The sequence below is a fragment of the Streptomyces sp. SAS_281 genome, assembly GCF_052542855.1.
In genome coordinates this window covers 1-20,041 of the sequence record NZ_JBMNDO010000086.1, presented here as the reverse complement: position 1 = coordinate 20,041, position 20,041 = coordinate 1, and the positions used below count along the sequence as shown (strand labels likewise).

The 20,041-nt window shown below is 74.3% G+C and carries 13 protein-coding genes and 1 tRNA gene; 8 read left to right on the top strand and 6 right to left on the bottom strand.

Going from position 1 to position 20,041, the window contains the following annotated elements; genetic code table 11:
- Positions 1–62: 62 nt before the first annotated feature.
- On the top strand, positions 63–1,637 hold the full coding sequence (locus tag ACN6LM_RS27075) for a YfbK domain-containing protein (RefSeq protein ID WP_445068000.1): 1,575 nt from the start codon (positions 63–65) through the stop codon (positions 1,635–1,637).
- Positions 1,638–1,782: 145 nt separating this feature from the next.
- Here the strand turns inward: ACN6LM_RS27075 and ACN6LM_RS27070 are convergent.
- Positions 1,783–1,855 (bottom strand) — tRNA-Arg (locus tag ACN6LM_RS27070).
- Between the two features lie 318 nt (positions 1,856–2,173).
- Between ACN6LM_RS27070 and ACN6LM_RS27065 the strand changes: the two genes are divergently transcribed.
- The 7 genes from ACN6LM_RS27065 (at position 2,174) to ACN6LM_RS27035 (ending at position 11,114) form a co-directional block, all read left to right on the top strand.
- Entirely contained in the window at positions 2,174–3,826 is a 1,653-nt protein-coding gene (locus tag ACN6LM_RS27065; protein WP_445068014.1) for a dynamin family protein, read from the top strand.
- Positions 3,823–5,739 carry a GTPase gene (locus ACN6LM_RS27060; RefSeq protein ID WP_445067999.1) on the top strand — a complete coding sequence of 639 codons (1,917 nt, stop codon included), beginning with the start codon at positions 3,823–3,825 and terminating at the stop codon, positions 5,737–5,739. The genes ACN6LM_RS27065 and ACN6LM_RS27060 overlap by 4 nt, the downstream gene beginning before the upstream one ends.
- Before the next feature lie 100 nt (positions 5,740–5,839).
- Positions 5,840–6,460 carry a single-stranded DNA-binding protein gene (locus ACN6LM_RS27055; protein WP_445067998.1) on the top strand — a complete coding sequence of 207 codons (621 nt, stop codon included), beginning with the start codon at positions 5,840–5,842 and terminating at the stop codon, positions 6,458–6,460.
- Between the two features lie 304 nt (positions 6,461–6,764).
- Complete coding sequence (locus ACN6LM_RS27050) at positions 6,765–8,123, top strand: LAETG motif-containing sortase-dependent surface protein (RefSeq protein WP_445067997.1); 1,359 nt, start codon at positions 6,765–6,767, stop codon at positions 8,121–8,123.
- Positions 8,124–8,338: 215 nt separating this feature from the next.
- The gene (gene ettA, locus ACN6LM_RS27045; protein WP_425810838.1) at positions 8,339–10,003 is read left to right on the top strand and encodes an energy-dependent translational throttle protein EttA; all 1,665 of its coding nucleotides are present in this window, start codon (positions 8,339–8,341) and stop codon (positions 10,001–10,003) included.
- Between the two features lie 5 nt (positions 10,004–10,008).
- Entirely contained in the window at positions 10,009–10,431 is a 423-nt protein-coding gene (locus ACN6LM_RS27040; protein WP_164400772.1) for an acyl-CoA thioesterase, read from the top strand.
- Positions 10,428–11,114 carry a hypothetical protein gene (locus ACN6LM_RS27035; protein WP_445067996.1) on the top strand — a complete coding sequence of 229 codons (687 nt, stop codon included), beginning with the start codon at positions 10,428–10,430 and terminating at the stop codon, positions 11,112–11,114. The genes ACN6LM_RS27040 and ACN6LM_RS27035 overlap by 4 nt, the downstream gene beginning before the upstream one ends.
- A gap of 62 nt (positions 11,115–11,176) precedes the next feature.
- Here ACN6LM_RS27035 and ACN6LM_RS27030 read toward each other — a convergent pair whose 3' ends face one another.
- The 5 genes from ACN6LM_RS27030 to ACN6LM_RS27010 all read right to left on the bottom strand — a co-directional run bounded on the left by ACN6LM_RS27030 (position 11,177) and on the right by ACN6LM_RS27010 (position 19,922).
- Positions 11,177–12,226, bottom strand: coding sequence for a DUF2804 domain-containing protein (locus ACN6LM_RS27030; protein ID WP_445067995.1), 1,050 nt, complete (start codon positions 12,224–12,226; stop codon positions 11,177–11,179).
- Between the two features lie 42 nt (positions 12,227–12,268).
- On the bottom strand, positions 12,269–13,231 hold the full coding sequence (locus tag ACN6LM_RS27025; protein ID WP_445067994.1) for an ABC transporter ATP-binding protein: 963 nt from the start codon (positions 13,229–13,231) through the stop codon (positions 12,269–12,271).
- The gene (locus ACN6LM_RS27020; protein ID WP_445067993.1) at positions 13,228–16,026 is read right to left on the bottom strand and encodes an FtsX-like permease family protein; all 2,799 of its coding nucleotides are present in this window, start codon (positions 16,024–16,026) and stop codon (positions 13,228–13,230) included. Before ACN6LM_RS27020 ends, ACN6LM_RS27025 begins: the two co-directional genes overlap by 4 nt.
- A 1-nt stretch (position 16,027) precedes the next feature.
- Positions 16,028–19,345 (bottom strand): FtsX-like permease family protein, encoded by a 3,318-nt coding sequence (locus ACN6LM_RS27015; protein WP_445067992.1) that lies wholly within the window; start codon positions 19,343–19,345, stop codon positions 16,028–16,030.
- A gap of 172 nt (positions 19,346–19,517) precedes the next feature.
- A complete protein-coding gene (locus ACN6LM_RS27010; protein ID WP_164404058.1) occupies positions 19,518–19,922 on the bottom strand; it encodes a globin domain-containing protein in 405 nt (134 codons plus the stop codon).
- Between the last annotated feature and the right edge of the window lie 119 nt (positions 19,923–20,041).

Below are 20,041 nucleotides of genomic sequence, written 5' to 3'. Positions count from 1 at the left end.
CCGGACCGCTCGCTCGCACGTCACATTCATCAGTGCTGACGTGACGACACAGGGGGTACGGGATGGAACACCGCACACGGAAGTACCGGGGCGGGGTGGGGCTGTTGCTCGCGGCGGGCGTCCTGCTCACCGGCTGCTCGGGGGCGGACAGCGGGGACGGCAAGGCGACGTCCGACCAGCGGCGCGCGGGGGCGCCCGCGCCGGCGTACACGGGCGGCGGGACGGACGGGGCGAAGAACGACGACGGGGGCGCCGACCGGCTCAAGGAGACCGCCCCGCCCGACTACCTCTCCACCTTCGCGCTGGACGTCGACACCGCCTCGTACGGCTATGCCCGCCGCACCCTCGCCGACGGCCGGCTGCCCGGCGCGGAGACCGTACGGCCGGAGGAGTTCGTCAACAGCTTCCGCCAGGGCTACCACCGCCCGGAGGGCAACGGCTTCTCGGTCTCCGTCGACGGAGCCAGGGCCGCCGGCGAGGAGGACGGCTGGTCGCTGGTCCGGGTCGGCCTGGCCACCAAGTCCGCCCCCACCACCGGCGAACGACCCCCGGCCGCCCTCACCTTCGTGGTGGACGTCTCCGGCTCGATGAACTCGCCGGACCGCCTCGGCCTGGTCAGGACCTCGCTCGGCATCCTCACGGACGAGCTGCGCGACGACGACTCGATCAGCCTGGTGACCTTCAGCGACGAGGCGGAGACCGTCCTGCCCATGACCCGGCTGGCCGGCCACCGGAGCAAGATCCGCGACGCGGTCGACTCGCTGGAACCCGCCGCCTCCACCAACGTCGGGGCGGGCATCGAGCGCGGGTACGAGGAAGCGGTGGAGGGCCGCCGCAAGGGCGTCAACAACCGTGTCGTCCTGCTCTCCGACGCGCTGGCCAACACCGGCGACACCAAGGCGGACGACATCCTCGAACGGATCGACTCGGCCCGCCGCGAGTACGGCATCACCCTGTTCGGGGTGGGCGTCGGCAGCGACTACGGCGACGCGTTCATGGAGCAGCTGACCAACAAGGGCGACGGCCACACCACGTACATCGCCGACGAGGAGCAGGCCCGCAAGGTCTTCGTGGACCAGCTCCCGGCCCACCTCGAACTGACCGCCCGGGACGCCAAGGCGCAGGTCGCCTTCGACCGTGGGAACGTCGAGAAGTTCAGGCTGATCGGCTACGAGGACCGCAAGGTCGCCGACGAGGACTTCCGTGACGACACCGTGGACGGCGGAGAGGTCGGCCCCGGCCACACCGTCACCGCCCTGTACGCCGTGCGGCTGCGCGACGGCGCCTCCGGCCATGTCGCCACCGCGACCGTGCGCTGGCTCGACCCGAAGACCCGCGAGCCGCACGAGAAGACCGGTTCCGTGGCGACCGGGGCGATCACCGGCAAGCTCTGGGACGGCCGGAGCACCCGCCTCCAGGTGACGGCGGTGGCCGCCTACTTCGCGGAGAACCTGCGCGGCACCAGCCTGCCCGGCGCCCCGGACCTCGGCGAACTCGCCGACCGGGCCGAGAAGCTGGCCACGACGACCGAGGACGTATCCGTGACGAAGCTGGCCGACGCGATCACCCGCGCGGACCGGCTGAAGGGCGGCGCCGGGGACGGAGGGGGCGACCCGGGGGAGGGGGAGATGGGCTGACGGGAGGAGCCGGGGGGAGCGGTCCGCTCCCCCCGGACCCCGCGGTGTTTACGCCGTCACTACACGGACCGCGCTAGCGTGCTGTGCTCCGCGAGAAGAAGGACCCCCCTCGGGGGGAGGTCCGGCGCGGGCGGCTGTGCCGATGCGCCCCCGGCAGGACTCGAACCTGCGGCCAAGCGCTTAGAAGGCGCCTGCTCTATCCACTGAGCTACGGGGGCCGGGTGGTGGCTGCGGTGGTCAGGAGCCCCGGGGCCCGGGCGGTCCGTGACCTTGCCGGATCAAGGATAGGGCTCCGATCGGCTCGACCTCGTTGCTTCACCTGCGTGGCACGATGTGGAGGTTCGGTGAAGCGAAACGATAATCGCAGGTAGGTGCGGATCACGCACCGCTTTTGACGCTTCACGCCACGGGTGTTGTGCACTCGTTATGCCTGCGCCCCACTCATCCCCTCTGTCCGGACGGGGGAACCGGCGCGCAGAGGTGGCTATACGCTTCAAAAAGGCGCCAAAATTGGGCATTCTTCGCATGTGGTGACCTTGGACGTACGGCCTCAGCTCATCGACGCACTCTCCGCCCTGCGCGACAGTGTCGCCGCCGTGCGTCTCCCCCTTCCGCTGCCAGGGGCCCCCCGCGCCAGACAGACCCGGACCGAGCTGCTCGCCCAGCTCGACGACTATCTGCTGCCCCGGCTCAAGGACCCCGAGGCGCCCCTGCTCGCCGTCATCGGCGGATCGACCGGCGCCGGCAAGTCGACGCTCGTCAATTCGCTGGTGGGGCGCCGGGTCAGCGAGGCCGGGGTGCTGCGGCCCACCACCCGCACGCCCGTCCTCGTCTGCCACCCGGACGACCAGCACTGGTTCGCGGGCGTACGGGTGCTGCCGCAGCTCACCCGGGTCTGGCTGCCGCCCGAGGAGCACGCCGAGCCCGGCCAGTGCGACGACCTCGAAGGACCCGACGGCCACGCCGCCGAGGAGGGCACCGCGCTCCGCGTCGAGACCGCGGCCGGGCTGCCGCGCGGGCTCGCCCTGCTGGACGCCCCCGACATCGACTCCCTCGTCGTCCGCAACCGGGTCCTGGCCGCCGAACTCATCTGCGCCGCCGACATCTGGGTCATGGTCACGACGGCCTCCCGGTACGCCGACGCCGTGCCCTGGCATCTGCTCCGTACCGCCAAGGAGTACAACGCCTCGCTCGTCACCGTCCTCGACCGCGTCCCGCACCAGGTGATCGCCGAGGTCTCCCGCCAGTACGGGGCCCTGCTCACCAAGGCCGGGCTCGGCGAGGTGCCCCGGTTCACCATCCCCGAGCTGCCCGAGTCGGCGGGCGGCGGCAGCGGACTCCTGCCCACCACCGCGGTCGCCCCGCTGCGCGCCTGGCTCGCGCACCGCGCCCAGGACCCGGCCGCCCGCCAGCAGGCCGTCGGCCGGACCGCCGCCGGGGTCATCGACTCCCTGGACGTCCGCATGCCCGCGCTCGCCGGCGCCGTCGCCGCGCAGTACGCCGCCGCCGTACGGCTGACGGGTGTGGTCGAGGAGGCGTACGGGAAGGAGGGCGCCCGGCTCCGGCGGAGGCTGAAGAACGGCGGCGCGCTCGCCGGCGACGCCCGGACCCGGTGGCGCGGCTACCCCACGTACAGCACGTCCGAGGAGGTGCTCGACGCGCTCGTCGAGAGCCTGGCCGCGCTCCTGGAGTGCGGCGTCGCCGCCGCCGACGAGCAGATCCGCGCGGTCTGGCGCAAGGAGCCCGCCGCGGCGGGCTTCGCCTTCGAGGCGGCGGGCCGCGAGGAGGGCGGCTGGGGACCGGCCGAGGACATCCGGGGCCGGATCGCCATGACCGTACGCAGGTGGCGCCGGATCCTGGAGGAACTGGCCGAGGAGGAGCTGCGCCTGATGGAGCGCAACACCGCCCCGGACCCCGAGACCGTCGCCACCCTGCTGGCCGCCGCCCTGCTCGGCGGACGCCGCGCCCGCACCGCCGGAGAACAGCTCGCCGAACGCATCGGGGCGCAGGGCGCGCTGCGGCTGCGCGACAAGGGCGGCGCGCTGCTCACCAACTGCCTCGACCACGTGCTGAACGGTGAACGCGACCGGCGGCTCGCGCCCCTGGACGCCCTCGACGTGGCCCCCGAACCGCAGGCCGAACTGATCGCCGCGCTGTCCCTACTGCAGAAGGAGAGGTGGCAGCGATGACTGCCGTCACTGACGAGAATCCGGGGCAGGGCGGGGCCGGGGAGCAGCTGTCCGACGCGTCGTGCTCCGACGCCTCCCGGTCCGGCACCGGCTGGGACGACGGGCTGATCGCCCGGCGCGCGCAGGCCGGCCGGAAGGAGACGGAGCAGACCCCGGACGAGGCCCCCGAGGACGAGGACGACGGACGGCCGCAGGTGGAGGCGTACGTGGACTCCGGCAGCCCGCTCCGGCCCCGCCTGGACGCCCTGCGCGAGCTCGTCGGCCTCTCCCGGGCCCGCCTGGACCGGGCCGCGCTCGCCGAGGCGGGCCGGGTGCTGGACGAGGCGGCGGCCCGGCAGCGGCTCTCCTCCCGGCACACCGTCGTCGCCATCGCCGGGGCGAGCGGCAGCGGGAAGTCGGCCCTCTTCAACGCCCTCGCCGGCGCCCAGCTCTCCGAGACCGGCCTGCGCCGCCCCACCACGTCCTCCCCGCTCGCCTGCTCCTGGACCGACGGGGCCGCCGGACTGCTGGACCGCCTCGCCGTGCCCGGCAGGCTCCGGCGCAGGCCGCAGCCGGGCGGCGCGGCGGCCGACGAGGCGCTCCAGGGCCTGGTCCTGGTCGACCTGCCCGACCACGACTCGGCGGCGAAGGGCCACCGCGACCAGGTCGACCGGGTGCTCGCCCTGGTCGACGCGGTCATCTGGGTGGTGGACCCGGAGAAGTACGCGGACGCCGCCCTGCACGAGCGCTACCTGCGGCCCCTCGCCGGCCACGCCGAGGTCACCTTCGTCGTGCTCAACCAGATCGACCGGCTGCCGGGCGAGGCCGCCGACCAGGTCCTGGACGACCTGCGCCGGCTGCTGGACGAGGACGGCATGGCGCTCGGAGAGCACGGTGATCCCGGGGCGACCGTCCTGCCCCTGTCCGCCCTCACCGGCGAGGGCGTCGGCGAACTGCGCGAGCTGCTGGGCCGGTTCGTCCAGGACCGCACGGCGGCGACGCGGCGCCTGTCCGCCGATGTGGACGCCGCGGCGGCCAGGCTCCGCCCGGTGTACGTCGCCGAGGGGCGGCCCGGTCTGGGGGAGCGGGCCCGGGAGGAGTTCACGGACCGGCTCGCTGAGGCCGTGGGCGCGGCGGCGGCGGGCCAGGCGGCCGAACGCGAGTGGCGCCGCAACGCCGGACGGGCCTGCGGCACGCCGTGGCTCCGGCTGTGGCGCTGGTACGAGGCCACGCGGCAGCCCGGCAGCCGGGACCGCGCCCCGCTCGCCGCCCCGCCCGAGGAACGGCTCACCGCGCGCCAGCGCGTCGAGCAGGCCGTGCGCACGGTCGCGGACGCCGCCGCGGCCGGACTGCCCGGGCCCTGGGCGCAGGCGGTGCGGGAGGCCGCGGTGCACGGGGCCAAGGGGCTGCCGGACGCGCTGGACGAACTGGCGGGCCGCGTGGCGGGCGGGGGCGCGGGCGCTGAGGGGGGCGTGCGGGGCCCGGGCGGCGCCGCGGTGTGCGCGTCGGCCTCGGAGGCCGCGGGCGGCCCGTCGGGCGAGGGCCGGGGCGGGCGCGCGGCCGGGAAGCCGCCGCGTCCCGCGTGGTGGCCGGCGGCGGTGCTGGCGCAGGTCGCGATGACGCTGTTGCAGGTGTTCGGCGGCCTGTGGCTGGCCGGCCAGATCATCGGGGTGCTGGAGCCGGGGCTGCTGACGCCCGCCCTGGTGATGCTCGCGGGCATCGTGGGCGGCCCGCTCGTCGAGTGGTCGTGCGCGGCGGCGGCCCGGGGGCCCGCCCGGCGGTACGGGCAGGAGGCCGAACGGCGGCTGCGCGAGGCGGCGGCGGCCTGCGGCCGAGCCCGGGTGCTCGACCCGGTCGCCGCCGAGCTGATGCGCTACCGCGAAGTGCGGGAACGCTACGTGGCGGTGACGGAGTTCTCCACAACGGGCCGTTAGTCCACAGCCCCCAGCGGGAATTCCGCCTCCCCTCCAGCATGGAACCGGTGACCGCGCGCACGGCGCGGCCACGGGATCCGGGTGAAGGGGAGGCGGAGTCATGAACGAGACCCTGGTGACGCTGGTGGGCAACGCGGCGACGGCGGTGGAGTTCCGGGAGACGGCGAACGGCGGGATGGCCCGTTTCAGGTTCGCGGTGACGCCCCGGCGGTGGGACCGGCTGAAGGAGGTCTGGGCCGACGGGCACACGAGCTTCTACACCGTGTGGGCGTGGCGCGCGCTGGCCGCGAATCTGACGGGCTCGGTCGCGGTGGGGGAGCCGCTGGTGGTGCACGGCAGGCTGAAGGTGCGCGAGGAGGAGCTGGAGGGGCAGCGCCGGACCTACGTGGACATCGAGGCGGTGGCGGTGGGCCACGACCTGACCCGGGGCACGGCCGCGTTCCGCCGGGTGGTCAGGGGCGAGCCGGGGCTGACGTCGAGGTACGGACCGGCGCCGGTCGCGGCGGGGCCGGATCCGTGGGCGGTGCGGGAGGCGCCGGATGAGGGGGCCGGGGGCGGCGGGGCCGAGGAGGCGGGCGAGGGCGTCCTGGCGCCGTGCGGGCCCGGGACGCCTGCGGCGGAGCGCCCGGTGGAGCGCCCGGCGGGGCGGCGGCGGACGGTGCGTCAGAAGAGTGGCGCCGCACCGAAGAAGACCGGGTCCGATCTGGTGACGGCGTCATGACGAAGCGTGCCGGACGGCCGGCGGCCGCACGAGGGGCGGTAGTTACCCGTGATAACGATTCCGATTCGGAATGGTTGTCGGACGGTATGACGGGGGACTGTCCTTGGCTCGCTCCATAGGATCTCCCCGTACTCACAAGGCACTTGAGTAGCAGGCGGGACAATCCCCACACGCGTACCGGGCGCGAGGGTCTCGCCCGGAGGGGAAATAAGTGTTTTCTGCTTCTTCAGCGACCGCTTCGTCATCCAGGGCGACGGCCCCGACCGCACGGCGCGGGCGCATAGCCAGGCTGGCCGCTTCCGCGATGGCGTCCGGCCTGGTCGTGGCCGGAGCCCTCGTCGGCGCCGGCAGCGCGACGGCCGACGAGGTGCCCGCGCACCAGGGCGGGGCCAGCGCCGTTCTGGACGGCCTCAAGACCTTCGACACCGCCTACGTCCACGGCGGCGGCAAGCAGGACAAGGTGTCCGCGGGTCTGTTCGAGATGAACGTCGACGGCGGCGGCACGCTCAAGACGTACTGCATCGACATCCACAACCACACCCAGGACCAGGCGAAGTACCTGGAGACCCCCTGGGACCAGACCTCGCTCGGCAGCAACAAGGACGCGGGCAAGATCCTCTGGGTCCTGCAGCACTCCTACCCGCAGGTGAACGACCTCTCCGCGCTCGCCGAGGCGGCCGGCACCGGCACGCTCACCGAGAAGACCGCGGCGGCCGGCACCCAGGTCGCGATCTGGCGGTTCTCCGACCACGTGAACGTCACCGCCGCCGACGAGCAGGCGGAGAAGCTCGCGGACTGGCTGGAGAAGTCGGCCACCGTCACCGCCGAGCCCAAGGCGTCCCTGGCGCTCGACCCGGTCGCGGTCTCCGGCCGCTCCGGCGAGCGCGTCGGCCCGGTCACCGTCCGCACCAACGCGGCCCAGGCCACGGTGACCCCGCCGGCGGACCTCGCCAGCGGCGTGAAGGTCACCGACAAGGCGGGCAAGCCCGTCACCACGGTGTCCGACGGCGACCAGCTCTACTTCGACGTGCCCGCCGGCTCCGAGGAGGGCACCGCCGGGCTGACCGTCCAGGCCGCCACCTCCGTCCCGGTCGGCCGCGCCTTCGCCGGCGTCACCAAGAGCCAGACCCAGATCCTGGCCGGTTCCAGCGAGTCGACGGTCTCCGCGACCGCCACCGCCACCTGGGCGAAGCAGGGCGCGATCCCGACGGCGACCGCCGAGAAGAACTGCGCCAAGGGCGGCGTCGACATCACCGTCGGCAACAAGGGCGACGAGGCGTTCACCTTCGAGCTCGACGGCAAGGAGAACACCGTCGAGGCCGGCAAGACCGTGACCGTCACCGTGCCCGTCGCCGAGGACCAGGCGTACGACATCACGGTCACCGGCCCCGGCGGCTTCTCCAAGACCTTCAAGGGTGTCCTGGACTGCAAGACCACCAGCAGCGGCACCGGTGGCACGGAGACCCAGACCGGCGGTGACGAGCCCACCCCGACCACCGCCACGGCCGGCGGCAGCACCTCGGGCGGCGACGACACCAACCTCGCCGAGACCGGCAGCTCCAGCGCCACCCCGATGATCGCGGGCATCGCCATCGCCCTGGTCGTCGTCGGCGGCGGCGCGGTCGTCCTCCTGCGCCGCAAGGGCCGCACCGTCAGTGAGTGACCAGCGGTAGCACACCGTCACACGCGCTGATCAAGGCCCCGGCGGGCTTCGGCCCGCCGGGGCCTTCGCGTACCCCGCGGCCCGGCCCCGCCCGGCCCGGACGTACCGCGGGCCGGGACCGTGCGTATCGCGCACCGGACCGGTTTCCGTCAAGAGGCGGCCGTCAGGCAAGATGGGGTGTATCTGCCCACACATCGATTGCCGGACGGTTTCTCTTGGCTGAGTTCATCTACACCATGCGCAAGACGCGCAAGGCGCACGGCGACAAGGTGATTCTCGATGACGTCACCCTGAACTTCCTGCCCGGCGCGAAGATCGGTGTCGTGGGGCCCAACGGCGCCGGTAAGTCCACGGTGCTGAAGATCATGGCGGGCCTGGAGCAGCCGTCCAACGGTGACGCGTTCCTGTCGCCCGGCTTCAGCGTCGGCATCCTCATGCAGGAGCCGGAGCTCGACGAGAACAAGACGGTCCTGGAGAACGTGCAGGACGGCGCCGCCGAGATCATGGGCAAGCTCAAGCGCTTCAACGAGGTCGCCGAGCTGATGGCGACCGACTACTCCGACGCGCTCATGGACGAGATGGGCAAGCTCCAGGAGGACCTGGACCACGCCAACGCGTGGGACCTGGACGCCCAGCTGGAGCAGGCCATGGACGCCCTGGGCTGCCCGCCCGGCGACTGGCCCGTCGTCAACCTCTCCGGTGGCGAGAAGCGCCGCGTCGCGCTCTGCAAGCTCCTCATCGAGGCGCCCGACCTGCTGCTCCTCGACGAGCCCACCAACCACCTCGACGCCGAGTCGGTGAACTGGCTGGAGCAGCACCTCTCCAAGTACGCGGGCGCCGTCGTGGCCGTCACCCACGACCGCTACTTCCTCAACAACGTCGCCGAGTGGATCCTCGAACTGGACCGCGGCCGCGCGCTCCCGTACGAGGGCAACTACTCCACGTACCTCGACAAGAAGGCCGCCCGCCTCAAGGTCGAGGGCCGCAAGGACGAGAAGCGCCAGAAGCGGCTCAAGGAAGAGCTGGAGTGGGTGCGGTCCAACGCCAAGGGGCGTCAGACCAAGTCCAAGGCCCGTCTCGCCCGTTACGAGGAGATGGCCGCCGAGGCGGACAAGATGCGGAAGCTGGACTTCGAGGAGATCCAGATCCCGCCGGGGCCGCGCCTCGGGTCCATCGTGGTCGAGGTCGAGAACCTGTCGAAGGCGTTCGGCGACAAGGTCCTCATCGACGACCTGTCGTTCACGCTGCCGCGCAACGGCATCGTCGGCGTCATCGGCCCGAACGGCGCCGGCAAGACCACGCTGTTCAAGATGATCCAGGGCCTGGAGACGCCGGACAGCGGCTCCATCAAGGTCGGCGACACGGTCAAGATCAGCTACGTCGACCAGTCCCGCGCCAACATCGACCCGAAGAAGACCCTCTGGGCCGTCGTCTCGGACGAGCTGGACTACATCAACGTCGGCCAGGTCGAGATGCCCTCGCGGGCGTACGTCTCCGCGTTCGGCTTCAAGGGCCCGGACCAGCAGAAGCCGGCCGGGGTCCTCTCCGGTGGTGAGCGCAACCGCCTCAACCTGGCGCTGACGCTCAAGGAGGGCGGCAACCTGCTGCTCCTCGACGAGCCCACCAACGACCTCGACGTCGAGACCCTGTCCTCGCTGGAGAACGCCCTGCTGGAGTTCCCGGGCGCGGCCGTGGTCATCTCCCACGACCGCTGGTTCCTGGACCGCGTCGCCACGCACATCCTGGCGTACGAGGGCGACTCCAAGTGGTACTGGTTCGAGGGCAACTTCGAGTCGTACGAGAAGAACAAGATCGACCGCCTCGGCGCCGACGCGGCCCGTCCGCACCGCGCCACGTACAAGAAGCTCACGCGAGGCTGATCGTCTTGGCTCGTCACATCTACAGCTGCCCGCTGCGCTGGTCGGACATGGACGCCTTCGGGCACGTCAACAACGTGGTCTTCCTCCGCTACCTGGAGGAGGCGCGGATCGACTTCATGTTCCGGCTGGCGCCGGGGGACGGTTCGCCGTCCTTCGCGGGCGGTTCCGTCGTGGCGCGGCACGAGATCGACTACGTGCGTCCCCTGGTCCACCGGCACCGGCCGGTGACCGTCGAGTCCTGGGTCACGAAGATAGGCGCCGCGTCCCTGACGATCGCCTACGAGATCAAGGACCCGGACCAGGTCTACGTGCGCGCCTCGACCGTCGTCGTGCCGTACAACCTGGCCGAGGAGCGCCCCCGGCGGATCTCCGCCGAGGAGAAGCTGTTCCTCCAGGAGTACCTGGCCGAGGAGCCCGCCGCGGTATGACCGTGTCCGTTCAGCCGCTGCGGTTCGCCGACGCGAGGGAGGCCGCCGACCTCGGCGCCTTCCTCGGGCGGCTGCTCCACTACGACCGCGCTGCCGCCGTACGCCTCCAGGCGGGCGGCGGCGCGCTCGCCGTGTTCGGCAGGCCCCCGTCCTTCGACGTGCTGGCGATCCGCACGGCCCGGCTCGCCGACGCGCACGACTTCGACCTCACCGTGTCGGCCGGCGACCTCCTGGAAGCCCTGCCGGACGGAGGGGCGGACGCCGCCGCCCTGCCCGCCCCGGTCACCGGCCCGCCCTGGGCCGGCGTCCTCCCCCCGCGCGGCGGCTGGCGGGAGCGGCCCGGGCTGCCCGGGCCCGTCGCCCTGCGCGACGCGCTGACCGCAGCCGTCACCGAGTTCCGGACCCGTGACGAGGCCCTGCCCGAGGACCGGCGCACCCGTACCGAGCGGGACCGCATCGGCCACGACATCTGGTCGCGCACCCTCGCGGACACCGAACTCCCGCTCCGCGCGGTGCACGCCGCGCAGTCCCTCGGCTTCCTGCGCGCCGACCCCGCCTTCCCGGTCGCCCTCCTGACGGCCGGCAGCTGGCTGCGCCTGCGCACCCCGTACGGCTCCGTCGCCCTGCGCCGGGCCGGAGCGGCGGGCGGCTTGGGGAACCTCGCGGTCTCCGTGAACGGCTGACGCGACCGGCGCGGTTCTCCGCGGTGAACGGCCGGCGCGGTTCTTCGCGGTGAACGGCCGGCTCACCACCGCATCCGCACGTCCTCCGCCCACCCCAGCAGGCCCTCCACCGCGATCCGCGTCCCGTCGTCCGCGCGGACCGTGCCGTCGTAGTGGCCGAACAGCTGGTCGGTGCGGTTGGCCAGCACCCCCGCCTCGGTGCGGACGCGGCGGTTGTGGAACGGGGTGAACGTCAGGTCGACCTGGCCGGTCAGGGGGGTGCGGATCGTCCACGGGCGGAGCGGTTCCGACGTGGACCAGCGCCAGTCCAGCTCCTCGCCGATCTTGCTGAGCCGGCCGTCCACGCAGAGCGCGTTCTCCGTGGAGCCGGTGCCCAGCGTCCACTGCCCGCCGAGCTGGACGCCCAGGGTGTGCCCGTCGGTGCGGCCGGACGCGGCGCCCCAGTTCCAGTGGACCGTACGCGGCCAGCGGCCCCGGCCGTGGTCCAGGACGGCCCAGGTGTCGTCCCCGTCGAATTCCAGGAACTCGCCCCCGATCCTGACCCGGCCGGAGGCGGGCAGCGCGGTCTGCTTCGAGGTGTACTGGAAGCGCCGGCTGCTCCAGGGGACGACCACGGAGAGCGATTCGTGGCCCGCCGGCCGGGCGACCAGGAGGTCCACCTCCACCGGCACCCGCTCCGGGGTCAGGCAGCGGGCCCGCAGCCGGGTGCCGCCGGGCTCGTCGCGGATCTCCACGCGCACCTTGCCGCCCGTCGGCCGGGCCGGGCCCGTCACCACGTCCGGGGCACCGGGGGAGCCGGCCACCGTGTCGGGAAGGCCGGCGCCGGAACCGCCCGGGACGATCGCCGTGCGTTCCAGCTCAAGGCCGCCGGGCGCGTACTCCAGCAGGTAGACGCTGTTCAGGGCGAGGAAGTCCAGGTCGCTGACGGTCAGCGCCACCAGGTGGGTGGGCGTCGTCACGCACCAGTACTCCCACCGCTTCGTCCGGCCCCAGCCGCGCAGGTTGGCGCGGTGCAGCGGGGTCCGCGACCAGCCGACCGCCGCCGGGTCGAGGCGGCCGTCGGGCAGGCACAGGTCGACCGGCTCGGTGATCTCGCGTTCGAACGTCGTCATGGCCGGATCCTAACGGCCGGTCACACGGCGTTCCGGGGCCGGTCACCCGCCCTTCGGGCCGTCCGGCCACACCCCGATGTGGTCCGGCTCCAGCTCCAGCATCACCCGGTGCTCCATGCCCAGCGCCTCGGTGTAGTCGGCGGGCAGCTGGAGCCGGCCGGCGCGGTCGAGCATCGCGTACTCGCGGGCGACCTGGGACTCCTGGCCGGTCGCGGCGTCGACCTCGGTGCGGCGCAGCACCTCGAAGGACGTGCGGCCGTCGCGGATCGCGACCGTACGCCGTACCTCGTTGGCGACCGCCTGGTCGTGGGTGACGATCACGATGGTCGTGCCCAGCTCCTCGTTGGCGCGGCGGAACGCGGCGAAGACCTGCTCGCCCGTCGCCGAGTCGAGTTCGCCGGTCGGCTCGTCGGCGAGGAGCACCGAGGGGGAGTTGGCGAGCGAGACGGCGATGGCCACCCGCTGCTGCTGGCCGCCCGACATCTGCTGCGGGCGGCGGTCGCGGCAGTCCTCGACCTCCAGCATCTTCAGCAACGCCTCGGCGCGCGCGGCCCGTTCGCGGTTCCGGCCCCGGCCGCGCAGCTGCATGGGCAGGGTGACGTTCTGGATCGCCGTGAGATACGGCAGCAGGTTGCGGGAGGTCTGCTGCCAGACGAAGCCGACCACGTCCCGGCGGTAGCGGAGGCGTTCCTTCTGCCCCATCGACAGCAGGTCGCAGCCCGCCACCTTCGCCGCCCCGGCCGTCGGCTCGTCCAGGCCCGCCAGGATGTTCATCAGCGTCGACTTGCCGCTGCCGGAGGCGCCGACGAGCGCCAGCAGCTCGCCCGCCTCCACCAGCAGATCGAGTCCCTGGAGGGCCTGCACCTCCACCCCGTCGGTGGTGAAGATGCGCACCAGCCGGTCGCAGGCGATCAGCGCGTCGTGGCCGTAGGAGGGCCGGTCGCGCCGGGCGGTGGCCCGCTGTTCGAGCTCCGCCAGCGTGGAATCGGTCGACGGCGTCGTCATCGGGAGTCTCCTGCCCTGAGTTCGGTGATCGATCCGCGGCGGCCGGCCCACCACGCCTGCGCACCGGCCACCGCCCCGGTCAGCACGATGACGCCGAGCGCCGGGAGGACCAGCGACCACGGGTCGGTGCGCAGCGACGCGGTGTCCAGCGGGCTGGTGCCGGGGCCGGACGAGAGTGCCAGGCGTACGAGGTCGACCCCCGGGGCCAGCAGGGCGATGGTCGCCCAGCCGACGAGGAGCCCGCCGCAGGCCGCCAGCAGCGCCTGCGGCAGGGCCTCGAAGCCCAGGAGCCGGCCGCCCTGCCGGGAGGTCAGGCCCATGGTGCGCAGCCGGGCCAGCAGCGTGCTGCGCTCGGGCGCGGTCTGGAGCAGCGACAGCAGGACGGCGAGCAGGGCGTATCCGGCGCCGGCGATGATCGCCGCCAGATAGATCCGCTCCGCCCCCGACTGCATCGGGGTGTCGACGTACGCGGCCCGCTCCTCGGAGCGCAGGTGTACGGATGCCTTCTCGTCCGAGTGCCGGGCCGCCGCGCGCAGTTCCTTCGCGTCCAGCCCGGATCCGGTCAGCAGCAGTGCCGTGGTCTGCCGGCGGGTGAGCGCGGCGGCGTCCACGACGATGAAGGAGCTGCCCTCCACGGCGGGGGTACGCGTGAGGGTGGCGGCGGCCCTCACCTTGAAGTTCCCGGCCAGTGACCGGAGGCCGAGCGGCCGGTCGCCGAGGCGGGCGGCGACGGACGGCGAGACGAGGGCCGGCACGACCCGGTCCTCGTCCGGCCGCGCCCCCGCGCGGACCGCCGCGCCCTTCGCCCGCAGCCGGTCGGCGGAGAACGGGCCGAGCCCGGTGGAGCGGGCCAGCGCGGCGTACGCGGCGGGGTCGACGCCGATCAGGGTCGTGCTCCTGGCGTCCTGGACGCCGTTGCCCGTGTCCGGCAGGTCCACCCCGTACTCGACCTGGACCCGGACCGAACCGCGTACCCCTTCGGCCTTCTCCACCGCGCGGACCAGACCGGCCGGCAGCGGTACGGAGTCGGCCTCGCCGGTGACGCGGGCGTCCGCGCCGACGGACCGGAGCGCGGCGTCGTCGCGGGCGTCCGCGACCCCCGCCAGCACCGAACCGCCGAACGCGGCCGTGCTCAGCGCGACCAGCAGGGCGAGCAGCGGCAGGGTGCCGGCGGCCGAGGTGCGGCCGGCCCGGGCGAGCGACAGGAAGCCGACCGCGCCGCGCAGCCGGGACACGGACCGCAGGGCCAGGCGCAGCGGCAGCGGGTAGAGCCGGACCAGCACCACTGCCGCGATCAGGGCGACCAGCACCGGCGCGGCGCTGACCAGCAGGTTGGTGCCGCCCTCGGCGTCCGTGCCGCGCCGGCGCAGCGCGGCGACGGCGCCGACGGCCAGGACGAGCAGGGTGAGTTCGGCGACGGTGCGCCGCCGGGAGGGGCGGGCGGTCGCCAGGTCGTCCCGGCCGGAGTGGGTCTGCGGGGTGCGGTGCCGGACGGTCGTGCGCAGCGGGAGCGCGACGCAGACCAGCGCGACGACCGCGCCGGCGCCGACCGCGGCGGGCCACAGCCGGGCCTCGCCCACGGTGAGCACGGCGAGCAGCAGCCCCAGCGCCCCGGCGGGCACGGCGGTGACCGCGGTCTCGGCGAGGAGCCGGCCCCCGATGCCCCGCAGGGAGCCGCCCCGGGCCCGCAGCAGGGCCAGTTCGGCGTGCCTGCGGCCGGCCAGGAGCCCGCCCGTCATCAGGAGGACGACGACGGCGACCGCGCCGATGCCGATGGCGGCGACGGTGACGACCGGCTGGATCGCGGACCGCATCCCGTCGTACGCCGTCAGGACCTCGTCCAGGTCCGTCGCCATGCTCACCGTGGCCCCGGCCACGTCGCGCATGGCCAGCAGCCCCGGACCGTCCTCCAGCGAGGCCACCGACGTCCGCAGCCCCGGCGCGTCCAGCGCGGTGAGCCGCGACACGTCCGGCGCGATCCGCCAGTACCGCTCGGGCTGTCCGGCGGTGGAGAGGAGGGCGGGCGCGGCGTCCGGCGGCAGCAGCAGGGCGGCGATCCAGTAGTAGCGGGGGGTGTCCTTGCTGGGCTTGGCCACCAGCGAGGGCGTCCGCAGCAGCGGCTCGACCGACCAGTAGGAGCCCCGCGGGTTCTTGGGGGCGACGATGCCGGTGATCCGTACGGTCAGGGTCTCGTCGCCCTGGGTGGGGACGGCGATGGTGGCGCCCGCCTTGATCCGCAGCGCCTTCGCGGTCTCCTCGGTGACGGCGGCCTCGACCTCCCGGGTGGTCAGCGTCACCTTGCCGGACGCGGCCGGCCAGCTGCCGGTGCGCAGGGTGGCGTGGCCGGAAAGACCGGACTGGGCGACGTACGACAGTGTCGGGTCCAGGCCGTACGGGCGCGGGAGCCACGTTTCGCGGGCCGCGATCGGCGTCGAGGTGCGGACCCCGTACGCCGACTCGGCGGTGTCGGCGCGCAGCGGAGCGGGAAGCCGCTTCACGACCTGCCCGTTGACGGAGGCCATCGTGTCCCCGCGCACCGCGGCCTCGCGCACCGCCGCCCCCAGTTCCAGGCCGGGCTGGGGGCCCTTCAGCTCCAGCACGCCGCGCGCCGGGGCCGCCGCGCCGAGATCGTGGCGCAGCCCCTTCGTCTCGTACGAGTCGACGGAGCGGGGGAAGGCGGCGGCGAGGAACGCGGTCACCAGCACCAGCAGCGCGAACGCGCAGGCGGCGCCGGGTGCCGTGCGCAGCCGGGTGCGCACCCAGGGGGCGCAGGGGGTCGCGGGGCGGGCACTCATGTCAGTTGTCCCCCTGGGTGCGCAGCGAGATCGCGGGGTCGGCGCGGCGGAGGGCCAGAACGGCGACGATGAGCAGGGGCAGCGCGGCGACTCCGGCCAGCAGCGCGGCGACCTGTCCGGGCGGCAGCTGCACCAGGACCGGCGGCACCGGCTGGGCCGCCTGCCCGGTCAGCACGATCAACGGCACGACCGCCCGGGTCAGCAGGGCCCCGAGCAGGGCCCCGACCAGCAGCGCGATCGCGATCAGGACGCCCTGCTCGGCAGCGGTCATCCGGGCCAGCTGGCGGCGCGGGGTGCCCAGCGCGCGCAGCACGGCGAACTCGGCGGAACGTTCCCGCTGCGAGCCGACCGCGGCCACCGCGAAGCCGACCGCGGCCAGTGCGGCGGCGATCACCGCGACGGCGAGCAGCGCCGACTGCGGGCCCGCCCCCAGCGGGTCGGTGACCAGCTCGTCGGCGATCTCGTCGCGCACCTGGACCTGGGCGGGGTCGGTGTCCGGCTGCGCGCGCAGCGCGGCGGCCACCTCCGCCGTCCGGCCGGGCTCGGTGCTCAGCCACCACTCCATGGCGGTCAGCCGGGCGGTCGGGCGGTCGGCGAAGACCTGGGCGAGGGAGCGCAGGTCCAGCAGGAGCGCCCCGCCGTCCCCGGCCCGCCGGGACTCGGCCGGGGCCGCGGAGGAACCGGGCCCGGTGGTGGGCAGCCGGTGCACGGCGCGGGTGATCGTCACCCGGACCGTCTCGCCGGCCAGGGTCACGTCGATCTTCTGGCCCGGCTCGGCCCCGGTCGCCCTGAGGTACGCGTCCGTGGCCACGGCGTTCAGGCCGGATGCCTTGGGGCGGGCGGCGGTGAGCCGTACACCGACCGCGGCGCCCGAGTACGCCGCTTCCTCGGCGGTGACCGATCCGGTGGAGTAGCCGACGGAGAGGGGGGTCGCGGCCGACGCGGCGGGGGTCAGCGGCACGCCCGGCTTCGGTTCGGCGAGGAGGGAGTCCTCGGTCTGCTCGCCCTCCCAGCGGAAGCTCCAGGGGACCGGGACGGGACGCTCGGTGCCGTCGGCGGCGGTGGTCCGCAGCGCGCTCACGGCCAGCCGGTGCGATTCCGCGCGGCCCGCGGGCTCCTTGCCGCTCAGCTCGATCCCGGTGAGGGCGAACCCGCCGGCGGCCGACACAGCGACGGAGAGCGGGTGCGCCTTCCCGTCGACCGGGACGGATCCGGCGACGGCCTGGTAGGGCAGGCCGTAGCGGTCCTCCAGGAGGACGGAGACCCGGGGGGTCATGCCGGACGGCGAGACCTTCCCGGGGGCGTCGTCGGCGGATATCCGTACGTCGAAGTGGAGACGGGTGCTGTGCTCCGGCAGCGGCAGTCCGGCACGGGCGGCCTTCGGCGGGGCCAGCGTGTCGAAGAGCCCCGCCACCGGGCCGTCCGCCAGGTCGTCGCGCATCAGCATCCGCTCGTCGGCGTGCGCGGTGTCCAGGGCCAGGATCTCGGCCGTGCGCTCGCCGGAGAGACCCACCGTCGTACGGAAGGCGGGCGCCGCCTCGCGTACGCCCGGCAGCTGCCCGTACCCGGGCGCCTTCGCCGGATCCGTGTTGAGGGCGCCGGTGACGCGGACCGATGCGCCGGACCTGAAGTCGGCCTGGTCGCTCTGCGAACGGTTCCACGAAGCGCTCTGCCCGATCGCCAGCATGCCCATCGCCGCGGAGAGGACCAGCAGCAGCACGGGCCCGGCGCCCCGCAGCGGCCGGCGGCTGAACTGCCAGCCCGCCAGCGCGGTCGTCAGCCCCCGCCCGCCGGACGCGCGCCGCTCCGCGAGCCGGGCGGCGGGCGGCAGCAGGCGCAGCGTCAGTACGGTGCCGGCGAGCAGGGCCAGCGCGGGCGCGGCCACGAGCAGCGGGTCGACCCCGAGCCCGCCCGAGCGGTCACCGCTGAGCGCACCGCTTCCCGAGCCCTTCGTCTGCCGGTCCAGCTGCCAGTACGCCACCGCCGCCACGAGCAGCAGCGCGAGGTCGGCTCCGGCCCGCACCGGGCCCGGCAGCGCGGCGGAACGCGTGGTGCGGCGGACCCCGCCGCCCGCGGCCAGGGCGGGTGCCACGACAGCGAGCGCGCAGGCCAGGGCGGTGACGGCGGCGACCAGCCACACCTGGCCGGTGACGCCGGTGTCCAGGCGGAGCCCGATGCGGGAGAGCTCGCTGCGGTCGGCCAGGAGCCGGGTCAGCGGGCCGGAGAGCAGGGGGGCGACGACGGCCGCGGGCAGCGCGAGGAGCAGCGCCTCGGCGGACGCGAGCCAGGTGATCCGGGCCCGAGAACCGCCGCGCGCCCGCAGCAGTTCGGTCTCGCCCGCGCGCTCGCTGCTGAGCAGCCGGGCCACGAGGAGCAGGGCGTACCCGGCGAGGAGGACCAGCTGCACGGCCACGATCGTCAGCGTCGAGCGGGAGACCAGCAGGGCGCGGTCGATCTGTTCGAGGACGGTGGGCAGCGAGGTCCGCGCGGTGCCGCCGCCCTTGAACGCGGGGGCGGCCAGCAGCTTCTTCGGGCCGGTGGCCGCCGCGTCGCGCAGCGCCTCCATCCGGTCCGTGGTGACCGAGCGGAAGTCGGCGGACGCCAGCCAGGACACCTCGCCCGCGGTCGTCCGGCCCGAGCCGAGCACGGCGGGGTCGGTGAGCAGGGGGCCGTAGGTGGTGAAGGCCACCTTGCGGACGCCGCGTCCGCCGAGCGTGTCCAGCTGCCAGTACGGATCGGCCTGGTCGGCGGCCTTGTAGAGCCCGGTGATCACGACGTCCAACGGCTTGCCGCCCAGCCGGTCGGTGAGCTTCAGCCGGGCGCCGGGCTTCAGCGACAGCGTCTCGGCGGCGGACGCGGGCAGGGCCGCCTCGACGGGGGCGCCGTTCTTCCCCGCCCCGGCGGCGGGCATGCGTCCGGCGGTGAGGCGGACGCGGCTGCGGTCCAGCGAGGCGAAGTGCGTCAGGTCGGGGTCGCCGCGCCGGGCGGCCGGGTCCTGGAGGCCGCGCGGCAGCGCGTACGGACCGGACGCCTCCAGCTTCCGCACGGTCGCCGGCAGGCCGTCGAAGGTCTCCCGGGCGGCCTTGCGCGTCGCGGCGTCGGCCTGCTGCCGCTCGTCCGGTTCCAGCTGTGCGGAGACCACCAGGGCGGCCGGCACGGCGGAGCGGTGGGTGAGCGTGTGGCGCAGCGCGGCGTCGCCGACGGAGCCGGAGAACGCGGTGAGCGCGGCCAGGACCGAGGTGGTCAGGAGCACGGCCAGCACGGCCGCCGCGAGGAGGAGCCGATGCGCCCTCACCCGCAGAAAGACGAACCCCGTCACCTGGCCCCCTAGTCACCACTCACCGCACGCCCGCCCCCGGCGTCGCTCAGGATGCTTCCAGACGGCTGTGTCCGTGGAAACCGCTTACGGGCACAACTTGATGTATTCGTGACCGGTATCCGGCCATGGAGTACCGGATTCCGCACGGATGTGGGCGGTCCGTGACCGGGGGTCAGCCGTCGGTGTTCACCATCGAGGCGGCGGCGTAGGTGAGGTAGTCCCACAGCTGCCGCTCGTGCTCGGGGGCGAGACCCAGCTCGTCCAGCGCGACGCGCATATGGCTCAGCCAGGCGTCGTGCGCGGCGCGGTCCACCCGGAACGGCGCGTGCCGCATCCGCAGCCGGGGGTGCCCGCGCCGGTCGCTGTAGGTGCGCGGTCCGCCCCAGTACTGCATGAGGAACAGCGCGAACCGCTCCTCGGCGGGCCCGAGGTCCTCCTCCGGGTACATCGGCCGCAGCAGCGGGTCCTCGGCGACGCCCTGGTAGAAGCGGTGGACCAGGCGCCTGAAGGTCTCCTCGCCGCCGACCTGCTCGTAGAAGGTCAGCTCCTGCACCGTGTCGCGCGGAATCTCAGTCACCCGTCCATGGTCGCAGACGCGCGGCGGGGGGGGGGGGGGGGGGGGGGGGGGGGGGGGGGGGGGGGGGGGGGGGGGGGGGGGGGGGGGGGGGGGGGGGGGGGGGGGGGGGGGGGGGGGGG